12 protein-coding genes are annotated in these 17322 nt (G+C 46.5%); 8 read left to right on the top strand and 4 right to left on the bottom strand.

Translation table 11 applies throughout. The features are described from left to right. The gene (locus SPB21_RS01175; protein ID WP_163659421.1) at nucleotides 1-1257 is read right to left on the bottom strand and encodes an adenylate/guanylate cyclase domain-containing protein; all 1257 of its coding nucleotides are present in this window, start codon (nucleotides 1255-1257) and stop codon (nucleotides 1-3) included. A gap of 270 nt (nucleotides 1258-1527) precedes the next feature. On the opposite strand from SPB21_RS01175, the gene SPB21_RS01170 reads away from it, so the two are divergent. Next, complete coding sequence (locus SPB21_RS01170; protein WP_163700606.1) at nucleotides 1528-2292, top strand: DUF429 domain-containing protein; 765 nt, start codon at nucleotides 1528-1530, stop codon at nucleotides 2290-2292. Here SPB21_RS01170 and SPB21_RS01165 read toward each other — a convergent pair. After that, nucleotides 2267-2551: a hypothetical protein gene (locus SPB21_RS01165; RefSeq protein ID WP_006519020.1), complete on the bottom strand. Its 285-nt coding sequence runs from the start codon at nucleotides 2549-2551 to the stop codon at nucleotides 2267-2269. The two genes, SPB21_RS01170 and SPB21_RS01165, sit on opposite strands and share 26 nt — an antisense overlap. 502 nt (nucleotides 2552-3053) lie before the next feature. Here SPB21_RS01165 and fusA point away from each other — a divergent pair. Beyond that, nucleotides 3054-5141, top strand: a complete 2088-nt coding sequence (gene fusA, locus SPB21_RS01160) for an elongation factor G (protein ID WP_163659424.1) — start codon at nucleotides 3054-3056, stop codon at nucleotides 5139-5141. Nucleotides 5142-5355: 214 nt separating this feature from the next. Here fusA and larE read toward each other — a convergent pair whose 3' ends face one another. Further along, nucleotides 5356-6174 (bottom strand): ATP-dependent sacrificial sulfur transferase LarE, encoded by an 819-nt coding sequence (gene larE, locus SPB21_RS01155; protein WP_163700612.1) that lies wholly within the window; start codon nucleotides 6172-6174, stop codon nucleotides 5356-5358. Nucleotides 6175-6417: 243 nt separating this feature from the next. Here larE and SPB21_RS01150 point away from each other — a divergent pair, with 243 nt between their 5' ends. After that, nucleotides 6418-6702, top strand: a complete 285-nt coding sequence (locus SPB21_RS01150; protein ID WP_163659426.1) for a DUF3288 family protein — start codon at nucleotides 6418-6420, stop codon at nucleotides 6700-6702. A 150-nt stretch (nucleotides 6703-6852) separates the two neighbouring features. Here the strand turns inward: SPB21_RS01150 and SPB21_RS01145 are convergent, their stop codons facing one another. Next, on the bottom strand, nucleotides 6853-8331 hold the full coding sequence (locus SPB21_RS01145) for an ABC transporter substrate-binding protein (protein WP_499865089.1): 1479 nt from the start codon (nucleotides 8329-8331) through the stop codon (nucleotides 6853-6855). Nucleotides 8332-9158: 827 nt separating this feature from the next. Here SPB21_RS01145 and SPB21_RS01140 point away from each other — a divergent pair. The 5 genes from SPB21_RS01140 (at nucleotide 9159) to SPB21_RS01120 (ending at nucleotide 17227) form a co-directional block, all read left to right on the top strand. Next, nucleotides 9159-10538, top strand: coding sequence for a response regulator (locus SPB21_RS01140; protein ID WP_499865088.1), 1380 nt, complete (start codon nucleotides 9159-9161; stop codon nucleotides 10536-10538). 141 nt (nucleotides 10539-10679) lie between these two features. After that, complete coding sequence (locus tag SPB21_RS01135; RefSeq protein ID WP_163659429.1) at nucleotides 10680-11045, top strand: response regulator; 366 nt, start codon at nucleotides 10680-10682, stop codon at nucleotides 11043-11045. Between the two features lie 27 nt (nucleotides 11046-11072). After that, nucleotides 11073-11672 carry a chemotaxis protein CheW gene (locus SPB21_RS01130; RefSeq protein ID WP_499865087.1) on the top strand — a complete coding sequence of 200 codons (600 nt, stop codon included), beginning with the start codon at nucleotides 11073-11075 and terminating at the stop codon, nucleotides 11670-11672. 45 nt (nucleotides 11673-11717) lie between these two features. After that, nucleotides 11718-14114 (top strand): methyl-accepting chemotaxis protein, encoded by a 2397-nt coding sequence (locus tag SPB21_RS01125; RefSeq protein ID WP_163701300.1) that lies wholly within the window; start codon nucleotides 11718-11720, stop codon nucleotides 14112-14114. Between the two features lie 2 nt (nucleotides 14115-14116). Beyond that, entirely contained in the window at nucleotides 14117-17227 is a 3111-nt protein-coding gene (locus tag SPB21_RS01120) for a hybrid sensor histidine kinase/response regulator (RefSeq protein ID WP_499865085.1), read from the top strand. Nucleotides 17228-17322: the final 95 nt, after the last annotated feature.

Genomic DNA, 17322 nt, shown 5'->3' with positions numbered 1-17322 from the left:
TTATTTCTCGGTAAATGCCCAGACACCATTCCAGTGCTTGGGCATTGGTTGCTGAGCCATCTGCTGAATACGTTCTAGATAAAACTGAACTGTTTTATCAATGGGATTGATCTTTAGAACAGCTTCAAAGCAGGCCATGGCTTTTGCCCAGTCACCTTCTTGATAGAAGTGTCGTCCCTGTTGATACATTGGCAGGGTTTCTAGCTTCAATTTACGGACCGAATTTATGTCTGCATTGAGCACCTCATAGATGGTGATGGGCTCTTGGCGACCTTTGACAACGATGCGGTCTATCAGTCGCACCGAATACTTATTGGGTTGCTCTAGCTTGAGCATCACATCTTCTGAAATTAACAGCGATACTCCGTAGTATTTGGTCAAACCTTCTAAACGAGCTGTTAGATTAACATTGTCAGACACGGCATCGGCCTGCATGCGATTTGTCTCCCCCACCATACCGACCATCATGTGGCCAGCATGTAAACCAATACCCACCGTCAGTGGTGGATAGCCTTCAGTAAGGCGATGCTGATTATAGGTTCTGATCTGATTGACTTTGGCAATGCCTGCCTGCAATGCATCATCAACGCCATCGGGAAAAACGGCCATCATGCCGTCACCTAGATATTTAACAATGAAGCCATTGTGCTTGCGAATTTCTGGACTAATGCGGCGCAAATAGGCATTAACAAAATCAAAATTCTCTTGGGGCGTCATTTGCTCAGAGAGGGTGGTAAAGGCACGAATGTCAGAGAACATAATCGCCATCTCTTTACTCACATGATCTCCCAGCTTGATGTCGAGAATACTATCTCGCTGAAGAAACGTTAAATATTCTGGAGGGATAAAGCGACTATAAGACTCCAAAAGATCTGAGAGATGGGCATTCGTTTCAATAAGTTTTTGTTCTTGGCGTTTCACAGACTGTACCGTTTCTGAAAATACCCGAGCCAGGTTACCGAGTTCATCACCGCGCAGGGCCGTTGCTGTAAGACTGTGGGGAGTGAAGGTATTATTTTGGACCGTAATGGCCGCTGCCGTAATCTGTTTGACCTGCTCAATGTAATCCGCCATTTCTTGGTTCTGCGTTTCTAACGCGTTCTCTAAAATGGTCGAATGCTCTGTGACAATATCTATCATTGATTGCAGATCGCTATTGTCTGCCCTGAGCTTTTCATTATGTATACGTAGTTCAATGAGCTCGGCGTCCTTTGAGCTGTGAGTACAGGTGTTGGCTATGGATGACTCGAGTTTCATGTCGGACGGACGATGGATTGAATGACTGGCAAGGTAAAGACACCACAGGAGCTTTCAGCAACCATCTCAAATGAAGGGCCAATGTGAACTGTAATCTCCACGACCATTATGGTTCTGATTGGAGATAAGATATAGAAATATCTCCGTAACTTTGCGGACTCTACATCTAGATGTTCCTAGCTCTCAGAATCAGATCCGGTATCATCAGGCAACAACGTGGTTAGTTGATGTTGTCAGCCCTTAGCCAAGCATGGACATCTTCAGCAATTTATGATTTTTTTGGGCGTTGATTTGGGTTGGCAAACGGGACCGAGTGGTGTTTGCTGCCTGCACTGGGAAAATGATTGCCTCTCTTTAAGTATTCTTGATCGAATGACTACCCATGGCGATGTCTTGGCCTGGCTGCATCAACATGCGCCAACACCGGTCCCCGCGATGGTGGCTGTGGATGCGCCGACAATTATTCCGAACCCAACGGGAATGCGTGAACCGGATCGTCTAGCTCACAAACACTTTGGTAAATATCATGCCGGTTGTTACCCAGCGAATCAGGCGTCTGCATTTGCCACTCAACTCGTGGCCTTTGGTGAGGCGTTAACTGAGCAAGGCTTCCTCCATGCACCAACTCTAAAACCCAGGCAATCTGGTCGTTATCAGATCGAGTTTTTTCCTCACCCAGCCATGGTGCATCTTTTTGGGCTGTCGCATATTCTTAAATATAAAAAAGGTCGTGTTGCTCAGCGACGTCAACAACTTTACCGACTCCGGTCCTTAATTTTGCAGCATTTGCCTCACCATACACCGCGCTTAATGGTGGATACGCTCCCTGCCATACCTAAGGGAGGGTTGGCCTTGAAAGCGGTGGAAGATCAGCTTGACAGTATTGTCTGTGCCTATGGAGCCGCCCACTGGTGGTATTGGGGCCATGCTCGTAACCAGGTGCTGGGCAGTTTAGCCTCAGGCTATATCGTTGTGCCGATGGCCTACGATGTACGCAATTACAAACTTACTACAGCTCCAATTGGTGGCAGTTAAATGGATCCGCCGCCCGATCATAGCAATAATGCTCTGCCAGGGCACAGCGGTTGACGCGATTGTAGTTGTAGATATCCCAAATCTGTACCTCCTGTTCGTGACTCAGATTTTCCCGAATCATTTGTTTAGAACTCGCTGGGATGGTGGCAAAAAATGATGCCCAATGATGGCCGCGTTCCGGAGTGAAGCAAAACTTTCGGACATGACATAGCCATAGAAGTACATCAGATGAATTAGGCGAATGATGGGGAACTGTCATGGGAGGTTGGCGGATTAGGGAGTTCTTATTCAATTGTGGGCAATCTAGATTCATCAAGGAACCTAGATTGCAGCAGATTGAGGGGTTTACGCCCAGCAAGTCGCGGGACCCATTTTATTTATCGAATCTCTTAAAGGTCACTTTATAGTGGCCTTTTTTTTGCCCATGTCAGGCATGGATGCCCCCTGATAAAACGAAGTGAACTAATGCCGGGTGACAGATCGGTTATCCCTATGCGCATGCATACCATTGCACTGGTTAAGTTGATAACATGGTCCTATCTATCTATCAGCAGCTATACGTTATTCACATTCTCTGGATTCTTAGACTTCTCTGTCCTAAGAATTCAGGGAATGTGAATAATTTTGAAGTAATATATCTATTGCTTGGGGCGTCTGTGCCCCCTGCTTGGCAAGTCTGCTTTAGCTCTGAATGGTCCTGAAACGGTCCTAAAGGTGGTCAAAAACTGTTTGGAGACGTAGTTAAACCCTAGATAATACCCATGAAAGATCTCAGCACTTATCGAAATATTGGCATTTTTGCCCACGTAGACGCGGGTAAGACCACCACCACTGAGCGGATCTTGAATTTGACCGGTAAGGTACACAAGATCGGTGAGGTACATGACGGTGCAGCGACCACCGACTTTATGGACCAGGAAAAAGAGCGAGGCATTACGATTCAGTCTGCTGCCACCTCCTGTTTCTGGAACGAACATCAGCTCAATATTATTGACACCCCTGGTCACGTTGACTTCACTATTGAGGTATATCGTTCCCTGAAGGTACTAGATGGCGGTATCGGTGTATTTTGCGGCTCAGGTGGTGTAGAACCTCAATCTGAAACGAACTGGCGCTATGCTAACGACTCTGAGGTAGCCCGTATTATCTACGTCAACAAGCTAGACCGGACCGGTGCTGATTTTTACCGCGTAGTAGACCAGGTTAAGAACGTGCTGGCGGCTAATCCTTTGGTGATGGTGCTGCCCATCGGCATTGAGAATGACTTCGTTGGTGTGGTTGATTTGCTCACTGAGAAAGCCTGGATTTGGGATGATTCTGGTGAGCCGATGAACTATGAGGTCAAGGATGTCCCTGCTGATATGGTCGATGACGTCGCCGAGTGGCGCGAGAAGCTAGTCGAGGCGGCTGTTGAGCAGGACGACGACATCATGGAGAAGTATCTCGAAGGTGAAGATATCTCCATTGATGAGATTAAAGCCTGTATTCGCAAGGGCACCCGTGAGTTAGCTTTCTTCCCCACTTACTGTGGTTCTTCCTTTAAGAACAAGGGTGTACAGCTGGTGCTGGATGCGGTTGTTGATTACCTGCCGGCCCCAACTGAAGTGAAGCCTCAGCCTGAGGTTGATCTCGAAGGTAATGAGACTGGCGAGCTGGCTTACGTTGATCCTGAAAAGCCTTTGCGCGCGCTGGCGTTTAAGATTATGGACGACCGCTTTGGCGCTCTGACATTTGCCCGGATTTACTCCGGTACCGTCAAGAAGGGTGACACTATCTTGAATACAGCTACTGGCAAGAACGAGCGCGTTAGCCGCATTGTTGAAATGCATGCTGATGACCGACAGGAGATGGCTGCAGCTCAAGCGGGTGACATTGTGGCGCTACTGGGTATGAAGACCGTACAAACTGGTCATACCCTGTGCGACCCCAAGAATCCAGCTACGCTAGAACCTATGGTCTTCCCCGACCCTGTGATTTCTATCGCAGTTGAAGCTAAGAAGAAGGGTGAATCTGAGAAGATGGGTATTGCCCTGAGCAAAATGGTTCAAGAAGATCCCTCTTTCCAGGTGGAGACTGATCAAGAAAGCGGCGAAATCATTCTGAAGGGTATGGGTGAGCTGCACCTGGACATTAAGGTGGATATTCTGAAGCGTACCCACGGTATCGAAGTGGAAGTTGGTAAGCCTCAGGTAGCCTACCGCGAGTCCATCACTAAGGTGCTACAAGACAGCTATACCCACAAGAAGCAGTCCGGTGGTTCAGGTCAATACGGCAAGATTGACTACATCATTGAACCCAATGAGGCTGGTGCTGGCTTTGAGTTTGAGTCTAAGGTAACCGGTGGTAATGTGCCTCGTGAATTCTGGCCTGCTGTGGAGAAAGGCTTTGCGGCCAGTATGGATAAGGGGATGTTAGCCGGGTTCCCTGTGGTGGATCTGAAGGTGACCCTGACGGATGGTGGTTTCCATCCGGTTGACTCCAGTGCGATAGCATTCGAAATCGCTGCTAAGGCAGGCTATCGTCAGTCCTTCATTAAAGCCGGTCCTCAGATTCTAGAGCCGATCATGAAGGTGGACGTATTTGCCCCTGAGGATTATGTCGGTGATGTAATCGGTGACCTCAACCGTCGTCGCGGCATGATCCTCGGCCAAGACGTCGGTGCCACTGGTGTGCGCATCAAGGCCGATGTGCCCCTAAGTGAGATGTTTGGCTACATCGGCGACCTGCGTACGATGACGTCTGGTCGTGGCCAGTTCTCCATGTCCTTTGAAAAGTATGCGCCTTGTCCTAAGAACGTTGCTGAAGAGGTGATCAAGGAAGCTAAAGAGCGTCAGGGTGTAGCGGCTTAGGTTTAGAGACTCAAAGCCTTCTTGTTGAACAATGAATGAGTCAACCTCGGCTAGTTGCTAGCCGAGGTTTTTTATTGTCTAGTAACCGATGGCAGAAATTTAGCAGCGATTGTATCCACCCATCGACCCATCGACTCGTACACATTTGATAGTGGATAAGCTTACGCCACAGAGTATTAGTATGGCTAGACATCCACCAGACAGTTTTGGCTTGTTAAACCACGGTTTTCGCCAAAACGCGATTTAATTTCCCGCTTTTATACCCTTCTAAATCTAGGGTGACATAGGTGAAGCCATACTCTTGAAAAGCAGTCACCAGGGTGTTTAGATCCACTGTGGCAACAAAGTCTTTGATGCCGTCAGGCGGTAATTCAATGCGTGCTGTCTCCCCATCAGACCGAACCCGCAGATTACGTATACCCAGTTGGCGCAGATAGCGTTCGCACTGACCGACGCGGTGTAGTTTTTCGGTGGTGATCAGCTCACCATAGGGAAATCGTGAGCTTAAGCAGGGCTGCGATGGTTTATCCCACCAAGGCAGGCCCAGATACTTTGAGATTTCCCGAACGTCTAATTTACTGATCCCGACCTCTGCTAAGGGAGAGCGTACGCCCCGTTCTTTAGCAGCCTGGATACCAGGGCGATAGTCTTGCAGGTCATCGGCGTTGAGACCATCTACAACATAAGGATAGTCTTCAGCCATCGCCAGTGGTTTCAGAGTGTCGTGCAGCTCGCTTTTGCAAAAGTAGCAGCGATTGGTGGGGTTACTGGTGTAGTTGGGGTTGTCCATTTCGTGGGTTTGGACAATGCGATGATTCAGCCCCATAAAGACTGCCTGACTTTTTGCCGCTTCCAGGTCTTCGAACATGAGTGACGGAGAATCAGCCGTGACGGCGAGGGCTTGGGATCCGAGAACATCGTGGGCGATCCTGGCTACCAGTGTGCTGTCAATACCGCCGGAGTAAGCAATCAGGGCTCGATCCATTGCATAAAATATCGACTGGAGCTGATAGAGTTTTTGGGTAATCGTCATAGTCTGCAATCTGAAGTTAGGCTCGTCCATAGGGGGCACTATGCCTAGCCTAACGAAATCACTAAGATTTAATAAGCGATAATGGACTAATTTTCCACAACAAGTGCAGATTCCATTACATACCTTTTTATGATTACCATTGAAATCTTGATGTTCTAACATTAGAGCATTGGACTGATACGCTATTTTAAGTGCTCACCTGGGTTACCATTAGCCTGGCTGAATCAGTACCTGTAGCTCCCCATGGCCGAAAAAAAAGAACTTACCCATCCCCAGTACAAGGCAGATCGCGAGATTGTGACTAATCTGCTCAATGGTGAAGCGACAGACTTTAACTTAATTGAGCTAGCCCGATTGCGCATTCGCTATGACGGATTTCCAGGGGCACGGGATATTCAGCAGGATTTAGATACCGTGTTGGCAAACTGGTCGCTAACGGAAGATGACCTAATGGCCAAAACCCGTGAGATTCATCAGACTGAAATGCTGTATAAAGCGCAGCGGACAAAAAAGGAGGATTGGAGCTAAGGCCACATCAGTATCGATTATGTAATAAAACTCTGAGCGTTCTCTCAATTGGGAAACTGAAAGAACGCTCAGGGCAATCTATTGATAATGATTATTTGTCTTGTCTTTAGGCTCGTGTGAGTACAACAATTTTAAGTGTGATCACGTTCTCTATACACCAAACGTATCAATTTGTTGTTTCAGATAGGTCTCTGCTTGGGCTGGGTCAAAATCGCCGAATTTCATCTTTTCAATTCGAGATAACTCCTCTGGTGCATCCACTCCTAACTCTAGTGCAAGTTCTCTTGCTAAATCAGTTAAGAAGAAATCTTCTACACCTGTAGTGGGTTTATCAGTCGGTACATAATTCCAACGTACGAGTTGGGTCGTAATCCAACTTGCAAAACTCTTCCAAGGATAGGGATCAAAGCAAATGCGATCTGGAATATCAAAGGAGTTTCCTTGCCCATCTTCAAACTGCCCAGTCATGACGGCTTCTAGAACCGGTAATGGTTGATTGAGATATTCTTGTGGAGCAATGGTCGCTGCAATTTCTTTACGATTGACAGGGTCATTGGCATAGTTGGCCCCGTCGATAATGGCCTTGTTCAAGGCCCGAAACGTTTTGGGATGACCATTAATCCACTTTTGAGTAGCAACAAAGGCACAGCAGGGATGGCCGTCCCACAAATCTTTGCTAAGCAGGTGAATAAAGCCGATGTCGTCTTGCACGATCCGTTGGGTAAAGTTATCGGGCAAAATGAAGGCGTCGATTTGTCCGGAAGCCAGTTTTGCGATCGCATCCGGTGGTGGCAAAATCAACAGATTGACATCTTTGTCCGGATCCAGTCCGCCAGTAGCCAAGTAATAGCGTATCAGCAAATTATGATTGGAAAAATCATAGGGAATGCCAATACTCATGCCCCTAAAGTCTTCCGGTCCGTTGATCTGGCCCATGTGTTTTTTAGCGACGGCAATGGCCTGACCATTATTGTTCTCAATGCTGGCGAGCCTCACCGGAAAGGGCGCTGAACCTAAACCAAGAGACATGGCAATGGGCATAGGAGCCAGCATGTGATAAGCATCCAGTTCCCCTGCGATGGCTGCATCTCTTACTACCGACCAACTGTAATACTTAATTAACTCTACATCGAGCCCATACTTCTTATAGAAACCCAATGGTTTCGACATAATGATGGGTGTTGAACAAGTAATTGGAAGAAATGCGACCTTCAGTTTAGATTTTTCTAAATCTTCTACCGCTGGACTATCTGCAGGTTCTTCAGCCACTTCCGTGGCTGAGCCACAGTTAGCTAAACTGACAAGGGCAGCCCCCACGGCAATGTTCTGTAGAAATTTGCGTCGAGTCACCTGACTCATGCGTTTAGCATCAGTAAAAAACTCACCAGCTTTGGGGCCAAACGCAGCACTAAATGCCTGGTCGAGACCGCCAGCTAATTTGATCAAATCTCTCACCAACCGCTCTCGTTTTGGTTTGCCTTGGCCCACCATGCTAATAAATAAAGCTGTCCGCAGCTCTGCCTGGGTGATGGAATCAGCTGCCTCAATGGCAGTTGGCTGATAAATCCGCATCTTTACCAAGTCATCGATCAAGTCAGCTGGATTCTGCGGCATTTCGATGTCTGCCATTAAATTCCAGTGATCTTGAGCGGAATGAAAACTGCCACAAACAGTACAGGGTGAAGAAAAACTGTTGCGTATTCCCTGTGGAGAAGAGAGACTATTTAAATAGTGAGACTGACTAGACAGTGATATCATAGCGTTTTTTGTTGGTGGGGGTTAGCACCTTTTACTATGAATGTTATTCCAATTCTTCTGTGAGTATCAGGACCAATTACAAGAACTTTATTTCTTGTTTTATGCTTAATCTTTAGACATTACAAGTATCGAAAATGCCTAGTGTTTATACAAAGTTAATCTTAATACCCGTGCTCTTAATTTCAAAAATATATGGGGTAGCATCACGGATGCTTACAATAAGAGCGGAGATACAAAGATATGTTATTGGCATACGGCTTTCCTGACTTAAAACGGTTGAATCTATTGATTTAGAGTCGAGGATAAATCTTGTAGCTTCTCTATATATGGGTGCTTGATATGGGTGCTTGGCTCTCTATAGTAAGGTGTTGAATTTGACATTAAAGTTGTTTGCCTTGAGAAGTTAGCTGATTCTTTCTTGACAGAACTTCAATGTGATTGGCTGTAATATCCATCAATAGACAAAAATAATTATTGATAAAATATTAAAACTAGAAAATGCTAAATCCCAGTTTTTTCTGATATCCATTTCGTCAGGACATTAAATAAATAAAATATTCTCTTAAAAACAGAAAGAAAATTTGTTTGATTTACTTAGACCTGTTTTCTATGTAACATTGAGAATTTATGATTTGTGATTAGGTTTATAAAAGTAATTTTTGAGCGCTATGCACGATCATTTTGAGGTAATACCTTTCTTGACGAAGACACTTGAATCTGGTCAAACTGGACGAGTGTATATCACGGGTGACAATGTTGAATGGTGTCTAGATATTACTGACGGCAGGGTGATATTTGCAGCGCACTCGCTACAGTATCTAAATACGTTAGAGACAACATTGCCGAGGTTAGGCTATGAAGCCTTACTGCCTATTTATTGGCGATTGACCCAGTTGGAGGTGTATAAGCGCCAAATTGGCCAGACTGGTCTGGAAGCCCTTAATTGGACGAGCAAGATTGTTGGTGCGCTTGTTCAGTATAATTTGCTTGAGACAAAACAGGCTGGGGAAATTCTGGCTCAATTAGCTGAAGATGCCGTTGAAGCTCTCTTAGGATTGGAAAAAGCAACTGTTGTTTGGTATCCCTTTCCCAAGGAGCTATGGTATACAACAATCTACGGAACAGAAATTCCTGCCTTAGTTAACCATCTTTCTGGAAGATTGAAAGCATGGCAATCTCTTGGAGATCTCATTTGCTCCCCCTACCAGCGTCCCTACTGCGAAAGTCCGGACGATCTTTATAAACTGGCACGCCAGGGTGGACTCCCACAGCGAATGCTGGAGTCCTTAGTACGCCTGATGCAGGGAGCCAGTATCCGTCAGCTAGCCCAAACTGTTAAACAGGACGAAACCAAGCTGGCCCAGCTACTATATCCCTACATAAAACAACGTGCGATCAAGCTATGGCCCCCATTACCACCGCTTAACCGCTTGCCTTGGGTGCCAATCAAGCAACAACAACCTGAATCGGTCACAGATGCAGTTAGCAAACCCGCAGATATCACAGCCATCAATAAGCCGTCTGAGACCCTTACCACTGGCGACACCACTCACCCTGAGAATAAGGTTATCGCTGGTAATAACACTATATCTGAGAAGCAATTTGCTACTGATACGTGGAGTTCAAATGAGAACAAGTCAGAATCTAGTGCATCAGGTAATAACAATCTCCAAAGCAATGGTTCAGGGAACTTAAGATCTAAGCATTTAATCATATGCATTGATGATAGTAAGGCCATGCTAGAAAAGATAGAAAGCTATCTTGATCCAGATTATTTTGAACTTAAAACGATTATGGATCCAGTCAAGGCCATCTCTAAAATATGTGTTAGAAAACCTAGTTTGATACTGATGGATATCTCAATGCCAAGCATAAGTGGCAACTCTCTATGTTCAATTTTAAAGCGGAGCTATATGTTCAAAGATGTCCCCATCATTATGATCAGCAGCAACTCGGGTGCCCTAAATAAGGCAAAAGCCGAGGTCTCAGGGGCAGCTGGATATTTAGAAAAACCCTTTTCAAAGGAACAGCTAATGCAGCTATTAGACAACTACTTGAATCTTAACCCGATTGAGTGATACGGACATCAGAACAAAAAACATAATTATCTCAAAACTAACAAGTGTCGATAAAATCACGATGAATCTCTTTCTCAATGAAGGGATATAGCTCAATATCCTATATAAAAATTGTAGTTGTAACGATAAGGCAGTGGAGACATGGCAAAAAAAATATTGGTCATTGATGATGTTAAATCTGAGTTGGATTTGATCAGCCATTATTTGGAAGAGGCTGGTTACAAAGTGATAACGGCTGAAAATGGTTCAGAAGCAATGGAAAAGATAGCATTTGATCGACCCGACGCAATTGTTACGGATTTGGTAATGCCGGAGGTTACCGGTTTAGAACTCTGCCGAAAGCTTAAAAAAGATCCGGCTACAGCGAGTATTCCGATCATCGCCTGTACAACAAAAGGTCGCAAAATGGATCAAAGCTGGGCTAAAAAGCAGGGAGTTGCTGGGTATGTAGTCAAGCCCTGCACCGCTCAGCAATTGACTGACGCTGTACGCTTTGCAGTTTTGTAGTTTATGTAAGACAGCGCATTATCTCCTATGCAAATCTCGCCTACCCCTTCGACTCAGACACTTAAAACGGCAGATCGCCTTCAGCAGCTTCTGCCTGATGTATTTAACCCAAAAACTGTTGCAGGCGAACAATTTTTGAGGGTACAACTTACTCCAGATTTAACGATTGCCTTAGCGCTAAGTTGGGTTGAAGAAAGTCTGTTGCTGCCAACCCGGTTAGTTACACCCATGCCCAATATGCTTCCATCAATGATGGGACTAATGAGTTCAAAAGATCAGGTTTTTTGGGCGATTAACCTGGCCCAACTATTAGAGTTACCTATGGTTCTAGAGCCTTCTCAATACTATGAAGTAGTGGTCATTCGTGCTTTGCCATCCAACGTTGATCAGTCTTCTCCTAAAGAGAATATTAACGCAGATGAAGAACTCTATTTAGGGCTGGTTGTACCCAAAATCCGAAGTTCTGTTCGCTTATCACCAGACGATATTGTCTCTCCTGTCGATGAAGTGGATGCTAGCTTACATCCCTACTTAAGCGGTCAGGTTGTGATTGATGACGAGGTGATTCTCGTTTTAAGTGCTGAAGCGATTGGAGCAGCTCGATCATTAACATCAGCTGAGTTTTAGGGTTATACATTTTCTTTGATTAACATAGCGAACTAGGACACCACCATGACTGCGCAGGACTATACATTAAAAAACGATAAGCTTCAGCGACTCAGCTTTCTTAGGAGAGGAATACCCCGGATTTCTAAGGTAGACAAAAAAGGTGGGCGTCCCCTTGGTAGACAGTTACTACAAACACTGTTGCCCGTTACCTTGTTACCACTGGCAGTTGCGAGTGGTTTGGGGATTGTTATCACCAAGCGCGCTGAAAATGAAGATGTGGTATTCGCCCTGAAACAGGAAGCGTTCCTGGCCAGTGAAGTGGCTGGTTTTTTTGTTGCGGATAGCTTTCAAGTTGTAGAAAACTTGGTGATTAGCCCCTCCATTCAGCAGGCACTAAATCAGGCGAATGCCAAGGTTGAGGAAGATAAACTCAGCGAACAGTCTGTTGAGGCGCTAGAGCAACAGTTTGCCCAGACTAAGTTATTAGCGCCCAATGCGGCCATTAACAAATATTTAGCAGATATTGTGGCTGCTGAAGGAGTTGGTGAAATATTTTTTACTGAACAAGCTGGTTTAACTGTTGGTATCAGCAACCCTATTGATGACTTTGTTCAAAGTGATGAGGATTGGTGGCTGCAAGCTAAGCAATTTGGTCAATATGTGGAACCGGTAAAATTTGATGACTCTGCCAATGTCGTCAGTGTATCGATTTCCAGTGCAATTACTCCTGCTGGATCCGAGGACGTTATTGGAGTTGTTAAGTCGGTTCTGCCCCAGCAGGTCTTGAGTACTCAAATTGCTACCTATCTGAGTAATTCAATTGGTGAAACTCAGGCAGTGCAGGTGGTCGATGTCCGTAATGGCTTGGCGCTGGCGACCGTACCCCTAACAGAAAATACTGACACTGATAATGCAACCGTGGTTGGTGGAGAGGTAATTGCGCAGTTTGCCCAGGCACTATCATCAAAATTAGGCCGCGAGGCCGATGGTTCCCAAATATTTAAACAGGAATTACAGCAGGAAACAGGCGCTAAAATTATTGAAGTTAGCCGGACAACATTACTTGGCAAAGAAGTATTACAGGCTGTAGTTTCCTATGAAGGTCGGAACTATAGTCTGGCGACCGTAGCCAATCTTCCCTGGGTTGCAATCTCGTCTGAGGATGCAGTTGCACTTGACCAAGCGGGAATGACTTTGTTGGTTGTCTTTATTGTGACTGCCATAATTTTGGGTACCGCCTCAGGTGGTTTGCTGCTGTCGCTGGCACGCAGGCTTTCTCAACCATTGCAGACATTAACCGAGGTGGCTCAGAAAGCGGCTGGAGGTGAACTAGATGCCCGTGCCATTATCGAGGGAACCTTTGAAACTCAAATTCTAGGACGTGGTTTTAATAATCTTTTAGACCAGCTCCAGTCATCGCTTAAACAGCAAAAAGATTTTGCAGAAGAACAGCGACAAGAAAGAGAAAAACTAGAAAATGATATCACCCAGCTAATGGAAGAAGTGGGGGATGCAGCAAATGGCGATCTCTCGGTGCGGGCAAAGCTTTCGGCTGGAGACGTGGGTATTGTAGCTGACCTTTTTAACGCCATCATTGAAAACCTGCGAGACATTGCTGTCAATGTGAAACAATCAACCGGCCAAGTGAGTGGTTCATTGCTGACTAACGAGCAGCAAATTCTTAGCGTGGTTGAGCAGGCCGTTGAAGAAGCGCGCTCGATGCAGAATACCATGGTGGCTGTTAGAGAGATGAGTCAATCTATTCAGACGGTTGCTCAAAACGCTAGTGAAGCCTCTAATTTGACCAATGACACCTATGTGACGGTACAGGCAGGGTCTCAGTCAATGGAAAAAACGGCAGACAGTATTCTAGAACTGCGCTCAACGGTGGGTGAAACCTCTAAAAAGATTAAACGATTGGGAGAATCTGCCCAGAAGATTGCTCAGTCGGTGAGTTTGATTGACGAAATTGCTCTGAAAACAAACCTGTTGGCTGTAAATGCTAGTGTTGAGGCATCCCGTGCTGGAGAATTAGGACAGGGCTTTACTGCCGTAGCGGAACAGGTTGGCTCCCTGGCGGAACAATCGGCCAATGCCACTAAGACCATTGCTCAAATTGTGGCTGACATTCAAACGGAGACTCAGGAAGTAGTCGCAGCCATCGAAACGGGTACAGCCCAGGTGGTTGATAGTAGCAGCCTGGTGAAAATGACCCAACAACAGTTGAACGAGGTACTGACTAAATCTGATCAAATCAACCAACTGATGCAAAACATTTCAGATTCTACAGTTAATCAAACTCAAGCATCTGCGGCTGTTACTGAGCTCATCCAAAAATCTGCTCAATCTTCCGAAGAGCGATCCCATGCATCAGCTCAGATGGCCCAAGCGATTCAAGATACTGCAAAAGTAGCCCAATCTCTACAGGCGTCTGTCAAGCAATTTAAAGTTGAAGACTAACCATGGAACTAGACAAAGAGCAACAGGCTCGATTGACCTTTTTGGCAGAGGCGGAAACCTATTTCGAGGAAATTGAAACTGTCCTGTTAGGTCTGAAAACGGCAGATGATCGCCTGGGTGAGATTAATATTGCCATGCGTGCTGCTCACTCTGTTAAAGGTACAGCTGGCATGATGGGCTTTGTCGAGCTTAGTCAGGTTGCTCACCAGCTAGAAGATGCATTTAAAATTCTGCGTGCCCGACGGCTATCGGTAGATACCTCCCTGGAAACTCTGCTACTGCAGGGGGTGGATTGTTTGCGAACAGTTCGTCAGCACTATCAGCAGCAGCTACCCATAGACTCCCAGTGGTTAGCCACTGATATTGAGCCTATATTTAAAAAGCTAAATCAACATCTGGGTGATCTCACCCCTGAAGATGAGGCTCGTCTGTTGTCAGAAGACAATGATGAAAATCTTGATGTCATGATTTTCACAACAAGTGTTGAAGATTGTCTAGAAGAGTTTCATCAAGACCTATCTCAACTGCGGGGCGATGATCTCAGACAAGCTGTAGTTGCTATGGCTCAACGGATGTCTGAGTTTGGCATGATGGCTCAGTTGGAGGCATTTGTATCCCTATGCGATTCTGTGCAACAACAGTGCCTGTCTGCTCAGCCTGAATCTATTGATGCGATCGCACATCAGGCGCTGAAAACCTGGCAGCGAAGTCATTCACTGGTTCTTTTAGGACGTACAGAAGGGTTGCCCTCTCAGTTAAAACCACTTACCGACATCTCGGGTACACAGCATCACGACCTGAGCGATCTGTCTTTACCAGAGCTTTTAGATGAGCGACCTAATAGTGCCGATGATATTGATTTTCTGCAAGACCCGCTAACCTCCTTAGAGGCCATTGATGCCTTCCCCACTGCTGAGCTGATAGAAGGGGAGCCAACCAACGATCAGACGGTTGATCTAGAGGCTTTGCAGGCACAGTTTGCGAAACTACCGCTAGAACCAGAGCTAGAACCGGCTGATGCGACTACCATAGCTCCCGAGTTAGTCCAGCCGAGTCTTCATCAGGCAGAGAAACCGACTGGTGAAGAGATAGCTAGTCAAGAGATAGCTAGTGAAGAACTCTCTGGCGAAGCGATTAAATCAACGTCTAGCCTAGAGGCTATTCCGTTGATCCCTTTGAATATGCCGCCGCCGGTCGCTGTCCCCAGTACACAAAAAACAACAACGGTGCGGGTATCGGTTGATCAGCTCAAGCAAATTAACAGTAATTTCGAGGCTCTGATTCTTAACCGAAATGCAGTCAACCTTAAACTAGAACAGCTACAGACATTTAGTGAGTTGATGCAGGAGCGTATGGCCGCCCTGACATTATTTAATACTGAGCTACGTCAGTGGTATGACCGGGCGTCAACGGAAGGACCCATGGGGGCTGTGGCTGAAAATGTTGCCGTGGCCGGTGTTGCCAATAGCATCAACGGATCGAGTCAGAATGGACGTGGCCGAGCTGTTGAAGTTGCTGCCCCCGAAGAACTAGATGCTCTAGAATTTGACCGTTACTCTCAGCTCCATTTGTTAGCCCAGGAACATATGGAGACCATTGTTAAACTTGAAGAGGTAAGCCGTGACATTGAATTAGGCCTGAATGAGATGGATCAGGCCATCGGCGGGCTTAACTACACCAGTCGTCTGCTTAAAAACCGCATCACCCAGACCCAGATGCGTCCGTTTGAAGAGATTGTCGGACGTTTTCCTCGGGCGCTACGGGACTGGTCAGTACAGTATGGCAAACCTGTAGAACTTAAGATTGAGGGAGCCAGTACCCTGATCGAACAGTTTGCCTTAGATCAGCTGAGCGATCCGCTGATGCACCTTTTGCGCAACTCGTTTGACCACGGTATTGAAAGCCCTGAAAGCCGTCGAATACAGCAAAAGCCTGCCGTAGGCACCATTGCCCTGCGGGCGGTGAATCGTGGTAACCGAGTGGTGATTACCCTGAGCGATGACGGTGGTGGGATTAACTTGGAGGGCGTTCGCGATCGCATCCGTAAATACAACCTCCCAGATGAACAGGTGGATGCCATGGAGCGTCAAGAGCTATTGTCCTTTATCTTTGAACCGGGCTTTAGCACCAGTAGTCAGGTTACTGAACTATCGGGGCGGGGCTATGGGATGGATGTAGTTCGCACCAACCTGAGAGAATTACAAGGTGATATTCAGGTGGATACGGAGCCCGGTCAAGGCACCACATTTACCATGAGTATTCCGCTATCGTTGTCGATTTTGCGGGTCATGCTATTGGAACGCAATGGCTCTGTCTTTGCCTTACCCGTTGATGCGGTGCAAGAAGTAATCAGAACTCCAGCCGCAGAGATTACTGAACCATCCATGACCTGGAGAGACACCTCTATTCCCCTCGTGCGTGTAGAAGATCATTGGACAATGCTGGCCAGACCGCTAGACATGAGTGGTCAACCCTTGATCAACTGCCCGATGATCGTGGTAGTGGGCGAAGACGATGGTTACTATGGTCTGAATATCGACCGCTTCTGGCAAGAACAAGAAGTCGCTATCCGTCCAGTGGCGAGTCCCATACCGCTACCTCCTGGATTTAGCGGTGTTACGGTGCTGGGTGATGGTCGCGTCATTCCTCTGATTGAACCGATCCAGCTGATGACATGGATTGTGGCAGGCGCTAAACGAGAGGCTGCTCAGCCAGTGGATCCCGTATTGTCCTTACCCTCTCAATCGGCCAAAATTTTGGTGGTTGACGATTCGATTCATGCGCGTCGTTATATGGCAACGACGCTAGAGCGATCAGGATATCTGGTGGAGCAGGCTAAGGATGGTCGAGAGGCCGTAGATAAATTGATCGCCGGTCTAACTGTGGAGGCGGTAATTTGTGATATTGAAATGCCTCGACTAGATGGCTACGGCGTTCTAGAAGAGCTTAGGGAAAAGCCGGAATATGAAGAGTTGCCGATTCTGATGCTGACGTCTCGAAGCAGTGAGAAGCATCGTAAGCTGGCCATGAATTTAGGGGCGACGGCTTATTTTTCAAAACCGTATAACGAGCAGGAACTGCTGAAGGAATTGAAGGTACTCACTAAGGTTTAGGTGCTCTAGAAGCCGCCGTGCTTTATCAAGCATCGTGCACAAAAAAGAAGAAACGATCAAACGAGATGGTTGCTAATGGCAAGGGCAATAGGTCT

Source organism: Leptothoe sp. ISB3NOV94-8A (assembly GCF_043421595.1).
GTDB classification, from domain to species: domain Bacteria; phylum Cyanobacteriota; class Cyanobacteriia; order Phormidesmidales; family Phormidesmidaceae; genus Leptothoe; species Leptothoe turfae.
Note: the sequence above shows the minus strand (reverse complement) of the source record. Positions and strands in the feature narration are given on the sequence as shown.

Bases quoted from the DNA above. Each gene is read 5' to 3' on its own strand.
- SPB21_RS01175 (WP_163659421.1), bottom strand. From the start codon at position 1,257: ATGAAACTCGAGTCATCCATAGCCAACACCTGTACTCACAGCTCAAAG.
- SPB21_RS01170 (WP_163700606.1), top strand. From the start codon at position 1,528: ATGATTTTTTTGGGCGTTGATTTGGGTTGGCAAACGGGACCGAGTGGT.
- SPB21_RS01165 (WP_006519020.1), bottom strand. From the start codon at position 2,551: ATGACAGTTCCCCATCATTCGCCTAATTCATCTGATGTACTTCTATGG.
- fusA (WP_163659424.1), top strand. From the start codon at position 3,054: ATGAAAGATCTCAGCACTTATCGAAATATTGGCATTTTTGCCCACGTA.
- larE (WP_163700612.1), bottom strand. From the start codon at position 6,174: ATGACGATTACCCAAAAACTCTATCAGCTCCAGTCGATATTTTATGCA.
- SPB21_RS01150 (WP_163659426.1), top strand. From the start codon at position 6,418: ATGGCCGAAAAAAAAGAACTTACCCATCCCCAGTACAAGGCAGATCGC.
- SPB21_RS01145 (WP_499865089.1), bottom strand. From the start codon at position 8,331: ATGGCAGACATCGAAATGCCGCAGAATCCAGCTGACTTGATCGATGAC.
- SPB21_RS01135 (WP_163659429.1), top strand. From the start codon at position 10,680: ATGGCAAAAAAAATATTGGTCATTGATGATGTTAAATCTGAGTTGGAT.
- SPB21_RS01130 (WP_499865087.1), top strand. From the start codon at position 11,073: ATGCAAATCTCGCCTACCCCTTCGACTCAGACACTTAAAACGGCAGAT.
- SPB21_RS01125 (WP_163701300.1), top strand. From the start codon at position 11,718: ATGACTGCGCAGGACTATACATTAAAAAACGATAAGCTTCAGCGACTC.
- SPB21_RS01120 (WP_499865085.1), top strand. From the start codon at position 14,117: ATGGAACTAGACAAAGAGCAACAGGCTCGATTGACCTTTTTGGCAGAG.